This is a genomic window from Metallumcola ferriviriculae (assembly GCF_035573695.1).
Classification (GTDB): domain Bacteria; phylum Bacillota; class JADQBR01; order JADQBR01; family JADQBR01; genus Metallumcola; species Metallumcola ferriviriculae.
The window spans coordinates 400,626-415,349 of the sequence record NZ_CP121694.1; the positions used below are offsets into that span (position 1 = coordinate 400,626).

The 14,724-nt window shown below is 46.3% G+C and carries 12 protein-coding genes; 10 read left to right on the forward strand and 2 right to left on the reverse strand.

Translation table 11 applies throughout. The features are described 5' to 3' along the window. Positions 1-195: 195 nt before the first annotated feature. Positions 196-1,686 (reverse strand): transposase, encoded by a 1,491-nt coding sequence (locus tag MFMK1_RS02115; protein WP_366922067.1) that lies wholly within the window; start codon positions 1,684-1,686, stop codon positions 196-198. Positions 1,687-1,964: 278 nt separating this feature from the next. On the opposite strand from MFMK1_RS02115, the gene MFMK1_RS02120 reads away from it, so the two are divergent. The 4 genes from MFMK1_RS02120 (at position 1,965) to MFMK1_RS02135 (ending at position 8,117) form a co-directional block, all read left to right on the forward strand. After that, entirely contained in the window at positions 1,965-2,840 is an 876-nt protein-coding gene (locus MFMK1_RS02120) for a DUF58 domain-containing protein (protein WP_366923523.1), read from the forward strand. 48 nt (positions 2,841-2,888) lie between these two features. Further along, a complete protein-coding gene (locus tag MFMK1_RS02125) occupies positions 2,889-4,700 on the forward strand; it encodes a vWA domain-containing protein (RefSeq protein WP_366923524.1) in 1,812 nt (603 codons plus the stop codon). Then, positions 4,690-7,533, forward strand: a complete 2,844-nt coding sequence (locus MFMK1_RS02130) for a VWA domain-containing protein (RefSeq protein ID WP_366923525.1) — start codon at positions 4,690-4,692, stop codon at positions 7,531-7,533. The genes MFMK1_RS02125 and MFMK1_RS02130 overlap by 11 nt, the downstream gene beginning before the upstream one ends. A gap of 137 nt (positions 7,534-7,670) precedes the next feature. Next, complete coding sequence (locus tag MFMK1_RS02135) at positions 7,671-8,117, forward strand: DUF441 domain-containing protein (RefSeq protein ID WP_366924852.1); 447 nt, start codon at positions 7,671-7,673, stop codon at positions 8,115-8,117. A gap of 4 nt (positions 8,118-8,121) precedes the next feature. Here the strand turns inward: MFMK1_RS02135 and MFMK1_RS02140 are convergent, their stop codons facing one another. Then, positions 8,122-8,613 (reverse strand): hypothetical protein, encoded by a 492-nt coding sequence (locus MFMK1_RS02140; protein ID WP_366923526.1) that lies wholly within the window; start codon positions 8,611-8,613, stop codon positions 8,122-8,124. Between the two features lie 248 nt (positions 8,614-8,861). Here MFMK1_RS02140 and panB point away from each other — a divergent pair, with 248 nt between their 5' ends. The 6 genes from panB (at position 8,862) to selD (ending at position 14,715) form a co-directional block, all read left to right on the forward strand. After that, positions 8,862-9,665, forward strand: a complete 804-nt coding sequence (gene panB, locus MFMK1_RS02145) for a 3-methyl-2-oxobutanoate hydroxymethyltransferase (RefSeq protein ID WP_366923527.1) — start codon at positions 8,862-8,864, stop codon at positions 9,663-9,665. A 69-nt stretch (positions 9,666-9,734) separates the two neighbouring features. Then, positions 9,735-10,022 (forward strand): hypothetical protein, encoded by a 288-nt coding sequence (locus MFMK1_RS02150; protein ID WP_366923528.1) that lies wholly within the window; start codon positions 9,735-9,737, stop codon positions 10,020-10,022. A 21-nt stretch (positions 10,023-10,043) separates the two neighbouring features. Further along, a complete protein-coding gene (locus MFMK1_RS02155) occupies positions 10,044-10,709 on the forward strand; it encodes a CvpA family protein (RefSeq protein ID WP_366923529.1) in 666 nt (221 codons plus the stop codon). Positions 10,710-10,852: 143 nt separating this feature from the next. Then, a complete protein-coding gene (locus MFMK1_RS02160; RefSeq protein ID WP_366923530.1) occupies positions 10,853-12,112 on the forward strand; it encodes a hypothetical protein in 1,260 nt (419 codons plus the stop codon). Between the two features lie 92 nt (positions 12,113-12,204). Beyond that, on the forward strand, positions 12,205-13,620 hold the full coding sequence (locus MFMK1_RS02165; RefSeq protein ID WP_366923531.1) for an aminopeptidase: 1,416 nt from the start codon (positions 12,205-12,207) through the stop codon (positions 13,618-13,620). 51 nt (positions 13,621-13,671) lie between these two features. Further along, positions 13,672-14,715, forward strand: coding sequence for a selenide, water dikinase SelD (gene selD / locus MFMK1_RS02170; RefSeq protein WP_366923532.1), 1,044 nt, complete (start codon positions 13,672-13,674; stop codon positions 14,713-14,715). Positions 14,716-14,724: the final 9 nt, after the last annotated feature.

Genomic DNA, 14,724 nt, shown 5'->3' on the forward strand with positions numbered 1-14,724 from the left:
TCTCGGAAACTAGGTAAATAAATCGGGAACAAGAAAAGGTTTTCCCAAGAAGATAGCTCTTTGACAACTTCACATAGCAAAGGTAAGCAAAGAAGGTTAGCTTGGTGGAAAAAAGGCAATAGAAAACTAAGCCGGTGTCCTTAGAGTTAATAGACCAGCCAATAACTAGGGTAGGATGAAATTAAGAGTGTAGGTTTAAGCCGATTTAGAGAAGGTTTCTAAGCCAATCTTTTCTAAAATATTTGGTTTAACAACAGCAACTTGAGCATCCAAGTGTTGATTAATGGCCGCCAAAGTTGCCTGCCAAAACCAACGTTTTTTAGTCCGGGCATTAGCCAACTCAATTTTGTAATCGACAAGTATACGTTTAAAGGTGCGCTCTACGGTAGTTCGTCTAGCATAAACATGTTTCCATGCCTTAGAGTTACGAGGAGTTGGCGTAAAAAGACGCAAATCCCAAATGGGTTTAGTGTAAACCACCCGGCCGTACGCACTAGGAGAACATTCATGTTTTTTAGAACACTTGCTACTATCCTTGTGATGAGGGCAGCGCCACTTAATGCGGCATCTATCGTTGCTAAAACCCCAGTTAAGCATCGGTAAACCTTCAAGGCAGATAGGGACACCATTTTCATCAACGTTAATAGGCCCAGGAAATGTATTGTTTCCTTTAGCCCTATTGTTAAGGTCAATAAAAGGTTCGGTTTCATTAGCATGCAGCAGACGGTAAATATCATAAACATCATGAGCAGCATCCAAAAGGGCTTTAGAAAACTTAAAATCAGGATAGAGGTGAAGCAATTCAGCCCAAGAAACAACAAAAGTAACACTATCATTTCTAGACCCCTGTACCAAACGCAGATAAAGCGGCAGGTCATTTTTACTATCCGCTGAAGTAATAGAGTACAGGGTGTGACCGTAAAACCATTGGTCATGGTAACTATCCCAACCCCAATTAGCATCCGGGTCAGTAAAGACACGTTTGCACTTGCAGCGGTAAATGCCTTTAGAGGGGCAATCACAGATTCTTTTACCGTAGGGAGTGGCACCGGTAAGGAGTGGGGCTCCGTCACCGGCAATAGCCAGTTTGTTGGGATTACCAAGAAGACCTAACTTGGATGATGGTAAAACGGCACACTCTTTTAAAATTTTCTGCAAGATACTTTCTGGCCTTTTCTCAATGACCTGCCCTTTAAGAGCCCTATCAACTAATCTTTTAACAATACCAGGATGCTTAGCAGGTAACTTTTTCCCAGACTTAGGACGTTTTCTCCCTTTGGATTTTGGTTTTCGGATAGCCTTTTGCGGATTATCTAGAAGCCATAAACGTTCCAACAAGTCATAAAAAGTACCAACACCAGGGGTTTCGCCCTTTTCAAACCCGCAAATGGCCCTAAGAACAGGAGAAGCCCTCAACTTATCAACAAACTTAGTAGGGTCATGAATCTGGCAATGAAGCATTACCACCAAAGCCCTAAGAAGTTCAGGTTGATTTTTAGCTGGTCTTCCCAGAGGAGAATAAAGCTTAGCAATGACCTTTTTAACCGGGTCAAGGTTAAATATATAGACCTTCTCAATGAGCGGAGCATAAAAACGAATATTAGCTTCATGCGTCACCGTTAAAGAAACAAGTTCAGATTTCAGCCAATCCTGGTACTCGACATGTGTACGCCAATAACCTAACAAAAAATCGCCTCCAACATTAGTCGATTAGAGGAAAAAATTACCTCTATCTCGATTGTGGGACGAAATTACGTTTGTCAAGTAGCATTTAGACTGTTTTTTTAGAAATACAGATAATTGTGTCACAATACCTCATCATATCTTGCTATGCCGCTTATTTTTGCTATGTGAAGTTGTTGGGTTGAGTGGGGGTGAACCAGTTATTACCAGCTTGTTGTAACCCGGTATAACTGACTTGAGACTTTCCGAGAAACTACGTCTAGTTTAGGGGGGTGAGCCGTGTGGCTGATGTTATCTTTGATAAGAATTTTTTAAGAGCATTAGAAAAGTTGATGCTGATGGGCCACAGGACATCGCCCGGGCGTTATAGCGGCCAACGCCGTTCCGCCCGGCGAGGCGATTCCGTTGAGTTTGCCGATTTTAAAGCATATGCGCCGGGTGATGACTTCCGTCATGTGGATTGGAATGCATATGCCCGGATGGAAAAGCTCTTTTTAAAGCTGTTTTTGGCAGAACAGGATACATCTGTACGTATATTACTGGATTGCAGTGCATCAATGGCCTGGAAAGATGGCAGCAAATTTCGTATGGCTAAGCAGCTTGCCGGGGCATTAGGGTATCTTAGTCTGGCGAATTATGACCGAGTAACGGTGATTGGCTTTGGTGATGAAAATTATCTCTGTGGTCCTTTACGGGGGAAAGGGGCGGCGCGGAAGCTATTTAATTTTATTGAAGGACTGCCCCAACAACAAAGAGGAGATCTATTTACTTTGCTAGAACAGCTGCGGCCTCATTTTAAGGGCCCCGGTATCACCTTGGTAATCAGCGACTTGTTTTTTCCGGTGTTGGATAAGGCTTTGGCTGCATTAAAGCATCAAAGACAGGAAATCGGATTGATACAAATCTTGCACCCCTTAGAGTTAAACCCTGACTATCAAGGAGACTTACAGTTGCTTGATTGTGAAACTGGAAATGAGAAGGAGATTTCCTTTAATAGTTCAGTGCGCGGCCATTATCAGGAACGATTAGAAGATTGGCGGGGAGGCATTAAAAAGCTTTGTCATAAGTATTCTGTTAACCTGGTGGATACTGCCAGTAATGCATCTTTAGAAGAACTGACCTTAAAAAGATTGAGAAAATTAGGCTTTTTGGGTTAAATAAGGTTTCGATCCGGTTTACCTTTATATTTTAGTTAGGAGGTTCCCATGGGTTTTTTATCACCGGCCAGCATCTGGTTTGCGGCAATCATACCAATAATTATCTTAATGTACCTTTTAAAAAAAAGGCGGCAGACGCTGACGGTGTCCAGTACTATGCTGTGGGACAAATTACTAAAAGATATGGATGCCAATACCCCATGGCAGCGGTTAAAGTCTAACTTACTGCTGCTATTACAGCTTTTAGCGGCATTGTTATTGGTGCTAGTACTGCTTCGTCCTTATCTCCCCCAAGTGGTACCTTTAGCCGGTGATACTATCGTTTTGGTAGATGCATCGGCGACGATGCAGGCCACAGATACGGATACCAGTAGATTCGAAGAAGCCAAAAGAAGGTTGGATGATATGATCGCCCGGCTGGGTCAAGGACGGTTGGCCGTAATCCGTGTCGGTCAGCAGCCGGAGGTTGTTTCTGCATTATCAGGGAACCAATCCATGCTTAGGCAGACATCAAAGAAGTTACGGCCGGGTTATGGTAAAGCTAATTTTCCGGCTGCGTTTGCGCTGGCAGAGGCGATGGCCCGGAAAAGCACAGACCCGTTGATTGTAATTATCTCAGACGGAGTCAATCTACCGACCGAGGTAAAATTTAATTTCCCGGTAAGCTTTAACCATGTTGGTGAACGGAACAATGATATAGGGATAGAGAATTTGTCTACCCGGTATGGGGATAATGGGCTGGTTGGGTTAATTAAAGTAAAAAACTATTCCGAAAAGAGTGTTAGCGCGGATATGGAGCTGGCTGCTGACGGGAATCTTATGGATGTACGCAGCATTACTCTTGGCCCCAATGAAAGCCAAAACGTATTCTGGCAGAATAAAGGCTCCGGTACCAAAGTGCTTGAGGCCCGCCTAGTGGTGAAGGATGACTTTATCTTAGATAATACCGCTGCAGCGGTTGTTAAGTCCCGTGCGAAATCTGAGGGAGTATTGGTAACTCGCGGTAACATTTTTTTGGAGAGGGCGTTGACTCTTTCACCCCAAATTACCTTATACAAGACCACGCCTGAGGATTTCCGCCCCGGCGAATTCGACTTTTATGTCTTTGATGGCTGGATGCCTAAAAATCTTCCGCTGGCACCGGCACTGGTGGTGAACCCCCCGGGTGACCAAACGGTCTTTCCGCTGGAAGGCAGTGTAGGCCCTGCTTTTATTGAAAGTGCCACTGGTAGCGCGCTGCTGGAATTTGTGCAGTTTAAAGATGTATTGTTAGCTGAGGCTCGAACACTGCACGCCACACCGAATTCCAAATTGCTGACTGCCGCTGGTAGCACTATTGCTGCCACTTTTACGATTAATAATTCGCGGCAGGCAGTATTTGCGTTTGATTTGCATGATACTGATTTGGCCTTAAAGCCAGGGTTTCCTATTCTAATAAATAATCTTCTGGATTGGCTTGTTCCCCCCGGTGCAGTGCTGACTCCAGCGGTAACGGCAGGGGAGTCGGTATCAATATTATTAAACCCCAAAGCTATTGATGCGACGGTCTCGGGCCCCAATGGAGGGGAATGGCCGCTCCGGACAGGGCTCGGCCAGACGCTTTTTACCGGCGAATATCCCGGCTTGTACTCTCTAAGACAAACTTACTCAGGCGGTAAGGAAGATATTGCTTACTTCTCAGTTAGTATTCCACCGTTAGGTGATAATGGTATTTTACCTCAAGAAGTATCCTCGGACTACGATGGAACATCAGGAGGCACCCAAAACGGGGCAGGTAAGTACGAATTATGGAGATGGCTTGCCTTTATGCTGTTACTGGTTATTGCCGCTGAATGGTGGGTGTTTACCAATGGCTATTAGTTTTGATCATGTCTGGGTGCTGCCGCTTTTGCCGCTCGTTTGGGCGGTGCTATATTATCTATGGAAAAAATCTCAGGTTAATATGGGCTCCGCCAAATTAAGTTTGATACTTAGGTATATAATAGTTTCTTTGATAGTACTGGCGTTAGCAGGAGTATCTTGGAACTTTATTGTTTCTCGCCAGGCGGTTACCTTTTTAGCGGACTTGTCAGACAGCAATAAAGGTGCTGTACCCCGGATGGAGCAATTTATCCGTGATGCCACGGACGCGAAGGATACTGATGATCAAACGGCGGTAGCAACATTTGGGGAGGTTCCATTGGTGGATATCCCTATGTCCTCGGAACCTCTATTTGATACAATACAGGCCATACCCGATAGTAACTATACCAATATTGGGCAGGCCCTGCAGCTGGCAGCGGCCTTATCTTCGGAGGGTTTTCGTAAGCGGGTGGTACTTTTGAGCGATGGAAAGGAAAACCTGGGTGATGCTGTGGAGGCGGCATCCTTGCTAAAAAAGCGCGGCATTCGTGTAGATATAGTTCCGGTGCAGACAGGTGAAGTTCAAGATGCCAGGATAGATAAATTGACAGTACCGGAAGTGGTTCGTGCCGGCGAAAGGATTCCGCTGACGGTGTCGATAGGTAGTAACTTTGAGGGTGCGGCAGAAATATATATTTACCGCGACCGTACGCTGGCGGGTAAGGAAACAGTGCAGTTAGATAAGGGGGAGAATCAGTTTCTGTTCTCCCGGGTTGCTGAAGAATCCGGATTTTACCCCTTTCGGGTAGAAGTACACGCCGCGGGGGATAAAGAGTCCCGTAATAATTCAGGTTATGCTTTGACCCGGGTTACGGGTCCGCCTCGAGTGTTGATGGTAAGTAGTCAGTCGGGTGAATCTGCGTTGATGGCAGCTTTGTCTCAACAATTTCAGGTGGATATCCGTTTACCGGGGGCGGTGCCCCAAACCGAGGCCGGACTAGCGGGGTATGACGGTATAATTTTGGACAATATACCTGCTTTTGACCTGCCGGCTGCTTTTCTTGATGCTATCAAGGTGTCCGTGCGCGATTTAGGTACGGGATTGGTGATGCTAGGCGGTAAGAATAGCTTTGGAGTAGGCGGTTACTACCGTACGCCGATAGAGGAAGCGCTGCCGGTACACATGGATTTACGGGGTAAAAAAGAACTTCCCAGTTTGGGATTAATGTTGGTTATTGATAAATCAGGCAGTATGGGCGGAGACCAATACGGTAACGCCAAAATGGAGCTGGCTAAAGAAGCGGCCATTCGTTCTACCCAGATACTAATGCCCAAAGACCAGGTAGGGGTATACGCATTTGATGATTCCGTCTACCCGGTGGTCGAGTTGGGTCCGGTGACTGATGCCAGAAAGATACAACAGCGCATTGCATCTATCGGTGCCAACGGCGGGACCAATATCTATCCCGCTTTGGCACTGGCAATGGAAAAATTAGCAGAAGCGGAAACCAAGTTAAAACATATTATTTTACTAACTGATGGTCGTTCAGCAACCGGTGGGTCGTATCAGGCCTTAACTGACAGGATGAAAGAAAAGAATATCACTTTAACCACCGTTGCAGTGGGTAATGATGCGGATGCTCAGCTGCTAAGCACGTTGGCCGAATGGGGCCAGGGCCGTTATTACTTTACTGCTGACGCAGCTTCCATACCAAAGATTTTTACTAAGGAAACCATGCTGGTAAGCCGCAGTTATTTGATAGAAGAGAGATTTACCCCGAGGGTTACCGCGCTCAGCCCCATTATGGAGGGGATAGAAGGCCTGCCTGAATTAGGTGGTTATGTAGCTGCCAGTGCCAAACAAACTGCTACGGTTGTACTTAGCAGTCATAAACAGGACCCGGTACTGGCTACCTGGCAGTTTGGCTTAGGCCGATCACTCGCTTGGACTAGTGATGCTGGCGGGCCTTGGAGTAAAGCATGGTCAGACTTTGATAACATTTTAGCAAAAATGGTGGCCTGGACTCTGCCAAGGCACCACGAAAGCGATCTGCTGGTTAACACTGATTTTAGCGGGGAAGAAGGCATGGTCAGCGTGGACACGCCCCGTCAGCTGCTGACTTCAAAGGCGTTTAGTGCGAATTTCATAGGGCCTCGGGGGGACGAGGGAGAGGTAGAATTAAATCAAGTTGGTCCAGGTCAATATCGTGGCAATTTTCCCGTAAGTCAGTCCGGTGTTTATCTGCTGAAGGTGGTGGATAAGTCGGATGACGGTCAGGCCCTCTCCACGGTAGGACTAGTGGTTCCATACTCTCCGGAATATGGACAGACGACGGATGGCCGCGGCATTTTGGAGGCAGTGGCCTCGGCAGGGGGTGGGACTTTGCTGAGTTTACCAGAAGCAGCATTCGCAGACAATCTACCGCCTGTCTCCGGACGGTACCCGCTTTGGCCATACCTTCTAGCTGTAGCTGCCGTACTATGGCCAATCGATATAGCAGTAAGAAGGTTGACTTTAGATGGGCTGCTGAAAAGACTGGTAGGATTTTTTAAAGCCAAACCTGCCGGGGTACCGGAAACGGGGAATATAGAAATACTTAGTCGATTAAAAATGAATAAGGACCGCGTTCGAGAGGAGCAGAAAAGGTGGTCGGAGGATAACGCCCCCGACGGTGCCGTTAGACCGATGAAGGATACTAAAGCGGAGACTGAAATTCCAACGGGCAAAAGGCCACCTGAGCACCCGAGACGAGTTAATGAGACAGCAGATAATAAATCAACCAACGATAATTCATATACTTCCCGATTACTTGATGCTAAACGACGTGCTCATGACGGTGACAAAAGGTAGTATCGCGGCTTTGACCCGGATATTTTTGGGTACAGTTTTACCGGCAGACGTTGCTTGCGGGAAAAAGGATGACCGCATTTATTCTAGTCCCATACCTTGGTGAATAGGATTTAAGCGGAGGGGTTACTGTGCCACAGATTAATTGGATTATAATTTTGGTTTTAATATTAGGGATATTGGGAAAGTCAGATATCATAGCTGCGGCTGCGGCCATTTTACTGGTTATTGACTACGTGAATTTGGAGCGATTTTTGCCTACCCTGGAGCGACGGGGGCTGGAATTGGGGCTCTTATTTTTGGTAATCTCAGTGCTGGTGCCTTTTGCAGCCAATAAAGTGGATGGTAGAGTGATTCTTAACTCTTTCTTTTCCCTGCCCGGCCTGCTGGCACTGATTGGTGGTGCTGTGGCAACCAGCCTCAATGGGCAGGGACTGCATATGCTGCAGCAGAGACCCGAGTTGATGATTGCGCTGGTCTTTGGTTCTATCCTGGGCATTATATTTTTGAAAGGCATTCCGGTGGGGCCGCTGATGGCGGGAGGGATCGCTGCACTATTAATGCGGCTGTTGGGGCAGTGGCCCTAGTAGTTTAGCTGGCCGGATTGTTATGGTGTTTAGCTAGATAATAAAGAATAACTATAGACACCAAAGAAAAATTTACGCCTAAAAACCAGGGATCGAGATAATTGACCCAGCCGCTTATCCGGTGTACCGGGAGCGGGAAAAGATAGGTAAGAGTGAATTTGGTATGGGTAAGGATATCAATAAGAATATGTATTGCCGCTGCTAAGCCGAAGAACTTAAGGGCGGTATTTTTTATTACTATTCCCAGAATAAGTATGGCTGCCCAGATAAATAATGAATGCATCACCTCGTCAGTTAAACGCCAGGCGGGGTTACTATAAATGGCCTCTAACCATCCGGCTCCAGGCTGCTTCTTTCCGGTTAAAAAAAGGTAGGCTGCTGCCGTAAAAAGTCCTAGATCCGGGACTACTGAACCGAATATAAAAGGGATAATATCCTTATGCAGGCATTTATTAAATAGCAGGTACAGCCAAAAGCCATGGCTAAATGTGTCCATCGTATTAACCTCCATGAGAATTATCTTTTTTTAGTTTATATTGACATAGTACTATCTGCTTAAGGCGTTCTTAATGTCCCCAAACACTAAAGACTTTATAGATAGTGATGGACTTGGGTGCGGCCCTTGGTTCAGGAACTGCCAAAGCGATTACCTTAAGATGCCGAAGGCGATTCAATCACTTTTCTTGTTAAATAATGCCAAAGGTAATATAATAAATTATATACTAGCAAATAGGGGGCGAAGATATGACCAAAAAAGTGACCATAAATATACTGAGGCAGATGAAGGCGGGCAAAGAAAAAATAACTATGCTGACGGCCTATGACTACCCAACGGCATTGTTGGTGGATCGAGCCGGAATTGATATGATATTGGTGGGGGATTCGCTGGGTATGACTGTTTTAGGTTTGGAGGATACAGTGCCGGTGACTATGGAAGATATGATTCATCACACCCGTGCGGTTACCCGTGCAGTCAGCCGCTGTTTTGTTGTGGCGGACATGCCATTTATGTCCTATAACATTTCCCGAGAAGAAGCCATTAGAAACGCCGGTCGTTTGGTCAAGGAGGCGGGCGCTCATGCAGTTAAATTAGAAGGAGGAGTGGAGATGGCCCCGGTAGTGAAAGCCATTGTAGATGCGGGCATTCCGGTACTGGGTCATTTGGGTCTTACTCCTCAGACCGCCACCAAGTTGGGCGGATTTAAAGTACAGGGACGTTCCGATACTGCTGCAGACAAAATGCTTTCCGATGCCCGTGCTTTACAGGAAGCAGGTGTCTTTGGAATCGTTTTGGAATGTGTACCTGTTACCCTGGCAGATATGGTTACCAGTTCGGCACAAGTACCTACCATCGGCATAGGAGCCGGACCGGGGTGCGATGGACAGGTGTTAGTTTACCATGACCTACTGGGCTTATTTGACCGTTTTCAGCCGCGTTTTGTAAAGCGGTACCGTGATCTTTCCCAGGAGATTACCGAAGCCCTGACGGAATATAAAGAGGAAGTGCAGACAGGGAGCTTCCCGGCGGAAGAACATACCTTTAAATAAGGGGAATATATTCTAACTTCTTTAAACGGTACATATATTTTAGCAAGTCCGTTTAAAGGGGGAAGAATAATGCAAGTTATAGAAGCATTAATCTTTATGGCTCTGGTGGTGGAATTTCTTACTACGGTATTCAAGAAATTGGTTTCCGACCGGTATAGTCAGCTGGTATCCATGGCCATTGGGATGTTTTTATGTACTATCTATCAGGTAGGCATATTTGCTGCCATGGAACTTGAGACACCATATCCGATAGTAGACTATATACTTTCTGGAATTATTGTCTCTCGAGGTTCCAACGCCCTGTATGAACTTTTAGGAAAAAAGGCCGGTCAGGGATCCCGTTCACAGAGGAAGTAAATTTGTACTAAGGAGCAGAGGATGAATTATATAGACTGGATTTTGCTGGTTTTTATATTGTTAGCTGGTTTTCGTGGCTACCGGCGCGGATTACTTTATGCCATCACCGGGCTTTTGGGTTTGGTGCTGGGCTTTGCAGTGGCATGGTCAATGACGGGAACGGTGGCAGACTTCGTCAATACTAAGTATCATTTGGCAGGGAAAATTAGCCTTTGGTTGGTGGACAAGTTTCCCGGGCTGGCGCTGCCGGCCCAGACGGGTGATGCCGGTATGGTTAACAGTTTATATCGGAGTTTGCTATCCATCTTGATGGGGCAAACGCCAGATAATCCTGTAGCAGCTGTTAAGTTTTTTGGCGAAGCTATTTGTTTTGTATTAGTTTTTATTACGCTGCTGATAACTATCAATATCGTACTTCGACTGCTCGCTTATATCGTTACTGCCGGTATTAACCGAACGGTTTTTGGTAGTATTAATCGGCTTGGCGGACTTCTAGTAGCATTTTTTACCGCCGGGGTTGGCTTAGGGCTTTTACTTACTCTGGTTACTCCGTTATTTGGAGTAGGAAATTACATTCCCGATGGCAATCAAATCAGCGGAATTGGCATGAGAATTCAGGAATCGGTCTTGGCTCCTAAACTGATGTTTCTTTTTCAGGTAGTGATAGCAAAACTGCTTGGTAGTTAAATGGGTTATTTCACTTAAATGTTACCTCCATACCGGGGTGGTAACAATCGGTCCCCTTTGGGGGCTTTTTTCATTAAATTTCGGTATACATCATCTCATCGTCCCATAACTTTTTAGAAATACCTTTGTGGCGGTGACTGGTGATGAGTAGTCGACATATAGACACGTTGGAATACGCCCTCACGGGCATATTAATGGTACCGATACTGCTGTTTTTTGGCTTGATAACAGCAGCGTTAGTGGATCGGGTTATTCCCTTACAGGCAGGAATGCTGTTAAAAGCATATTTGTTTTTGTATCAGGGGTTATATTTGGCCGGGGCCGCCGGAGTAGCTTTTTCACTTTTCCGTCGAAATGGCGCTAAAGGTGCTGCTTTTTGGCTTAGTGTAGCGGCAATACCCGGGGTGTTCATGCATCCGCCGGTACAGGCCATGGTAAGTGTTATTACTGTAGTGACAAACATACCTGCTTCGGCTTTAGCGTTAATAGTCGTAGCCGTGTTGGCGGAACGTGTTGAAAGAAGTCCGCTTTGGTGGTTGTTGTTACTAGCAGCATATCCTTTGCTAACGTGGGAATTATTTCAGTTTTGTGCCTTATGGGCAGCCCCTCAGGCATTGAGTTCTTTTTGGCAGCAGCATGTAATTTTGGAGGGGATTGCCCGCTTTGGCGGCGTGTTTAGTTATCTGTTGGTACTCCTCTTGCTCTTGTTTATCCGTTTCGGGGTTAAGTCAGAGAAACGAAGCGCTGCGTATGTTATCCTAGTTTGCTACTTAGCCGGGGTGTTGGTATCTGCCGGGATACTGTTTACTGTGTTTTCCCGTACCACTCCCCGAGCTTATGCCAGCTACGTGATAGAGTTGGTACCGAAGAAAAATGTTTCTCAACTGGTGGTGCAGTTTCCCCTGCCTTTAAAGAATGGTAAAGTGCCGCCGGCTTTTTTGCGGCGCACTCGGTCAATAGGTAAAAACAGAGATGAGGCACAATTAGCTGTGGTGCTCACTCCCTATGGACGCATGGGCCAGGTCAAAATAAGGGAAATTAAAGAGCCATTGAGGATATTTTGGGATGATAAAGCACCATTAAATTGGTTGGCCGGTGCTAGTGCGGTACCGATAGCGCTGCAACCACGCTATGCGGGAGATTGGTTTCGCTCTTTGGGGCTTGAAAGCACGGCAATGCCTGACTATGCACGGGTGGTAGGACTCCCATTTTTCACCGCCTCTAAAGGGGGGAGCATTTCAGTTAATTTTCGTTTCGAACTGGAGGTACAGGGTACGCGCGGCAGCAGCTATAGGCAGATATTTTGTCAATATCTGCCCATGCAATACCAAGGCAGCATTGATATTACCAGTGAAGGGTGGCAATTGCTGCCAGTCATGGAAGAAGTGATTGTTACGGAGTAAAAGGGAATACTATCATTTAGTTCATAAATCTTATTTTTCGGGTAATCCTATAGTAAGCATGGTAACTTTAACCATACAGGAGGCGATATTTTATGGGAGAAAACAATAAGTTTAAAGAACTGGCGGACAAGCTGGCGGCAACGAAGAAGAATGGATGGCTGAAGTCAGAACCTCAAGAGCGTCAAGAGGTCTTTTCACTGGCGAGAAGGTATATGGCTTATTTAAGTGCTGCCAAGACAGAACGCGAAGCGGTAACAGAAACTGTGGCTTGGTGTCAGAAACAGGGGTTCATACCGCTGGAAGAAGCGATGAAAGGGGGGCAAAAAACCGGGGATAAATTTTACTGGGTTTGGCAGGAACGTTCTGTGGTAATTGGTATTTGGGGTAAGGCGGGTCTAAAGCGCGGGTTTAAACTGGTGGGCAGTCATCTAGACTCTCCGCGGTTAGACTTAAAACCTCAGCCGTTGTATGAAGCGGAAGGATTAGGCATGTGTAAAACTCATTATTACGGCGGCATAAAAAAATACCAGTGGACAGCGGTGCCGCTTGCGCTGCACGGAGTGGTAGTGACTGCAACTGGAGAAAAGAAAGTTATCGTCATTGGTGAGGATGATAATGACCCTATTTTTACTATCACTGACCTGCTGCCCCACCTAGCTAAGGACCAGATGCAGAAAAAGCTTGGCCAGGCTATTGCGGGGGAAAGTTTAAACATAATTTTTGGCAGTATCCCGGTGGAGGATGAGGAGGTTAAAGAACCGGTAAAGCTAGCTCTTCTTGAGTATCTGAACCGTGAATATGGGATGGTTGAAGAAGATTTTATCAGTGCTGATTTGGAATTGGTGCCTGCGGCTAATGCCCGGGATTTAGGACTGGACCGCAGTCTTATCGCTTCCTACGGTCAGGATGATCGTATCTGTGCCTATGCCACCATGGAAGCAATGGCTGAGATTGAGCAGCCGGAGCGTTTGGTTTTGGGGCTTTTTGCAGACAAGGAAGAGGTAGGCAGTATGGGCATCACTGGGATGAGGTCCAACATGCTTGAATATTTATTGGAGCAGCTGCTGACTTGGTCCGCAGAACAGATGGGCATCTACCAACTGATGGCTGAATCTCAAGCCATATCTGCAGACGTTAACGCCGCGGTTGACCCAAGTTATGCTGATGTCATGGATAAACATAACGCTGCCAGATTGGGGTACGGTGTAGTGTTGACAAAGTATACGGGCTCCGGAGGGAAATTTAATGCAAATGATGCAGCTGCCGAATATGTAGGAGAAATTCGTAACATTTTTAATAGTCACGACATTCTGTGGCAAACCGGGGAACTGGGTAAAGTGGACAAGGGAGGCGGTGGCACAATTGCGCAATTTCTTGCCAACAAAGGTATTCAGACCATAGACTGCGGGCCGTCCATTCTTAATATGCATGCACCGCTGGAAATAGCTAGTAAAGTAGATTTCTATCATACTGTGCGCGCCTATCGGGCATTCTTGGCAGAAAACTAGCAGGATACGCGGAAAATTTGGCGAAATAATGGGACATAGAAAGAGGTGAGGATGTTGGATAAGAAAGTCAGACTCACCCAATATGCTTGCGCTGCAGGTTGAGCAGCCAAAGTAGGGCCCGGAACGCTTCAGGATATATTAGCGGACTTACCGCAATTTTCGGACCCTAGGCTGCTGGTCGGCGGCGCAACGATGGATGATGCTGGAGTATTTAAAATAAATGAAGAACAGGCTTTAGTACAGACAGTAGATTTTTTTACGCCTATGGTAGATGACCCTTATGCTTTCGGACAGATTGCAGCAGCAAATGCGTTAAGTGATATTTATGCCATGGGTGGTACGCCGCTTACCGCTTTAAATGTTACTTGCTTTGATACCAAAAAGATGGATTTGGACATCTTACGGAAGATTCTTGCCGGCGGGGCGGATAAGATGCAAGAGGCTCGCTGTACATTGGTAGGTGGTCATACTGTAGAAGATAAGGAGCCCAAATATGGTTTGGCAGTTACAGGGATAGTGCACCCGGGGCAAATTATAACTAACAGCGGGGCCAAGCCCGGAGCTGCTGTGGTTTTGACAAAACCTTTGGGCAGCGGCATTCTCAGTACTGCCGTGAAAGGTGAGCTGCTCAGTACTGAGGCAGAAGAAAAGCTGATCGCCACAATGGCCAGGCTGAACAATGAGGCAGCAGCCGTTATGCGTCAGGTAGGTGTTTTGGCAGCCACGGATATTACCGGCTTCGGCTTACTAGGACATGCTTGGGAGGTCTGCCACGGCAGTAAGGTGAGTATGCAGCTTAATATAGATGCGCTGCCATTACTGGAAGGTACAGTGGAATATGCTAATATGGGGGTTATTCCCGGAGGTGCGTATACAAACTTGAAATACCTTCAGGATAAAGTGAACTTTACTGCAGACTTACCGGATTACTGGAAGGCAATTTTATCAGACCCGCAAACTTCAGGGGGACTTTTGTTAGTTGTCGAAAGAGAAAATGTGGAGGAACTGGTGACCCGGCTCAAAGCGGTTGGTGAGGCAGCTGCGGTAATTGGTGAAGTGACTACGGGCGAAAGCATGATTGAAATAAGGAGATAACGGAGGGAG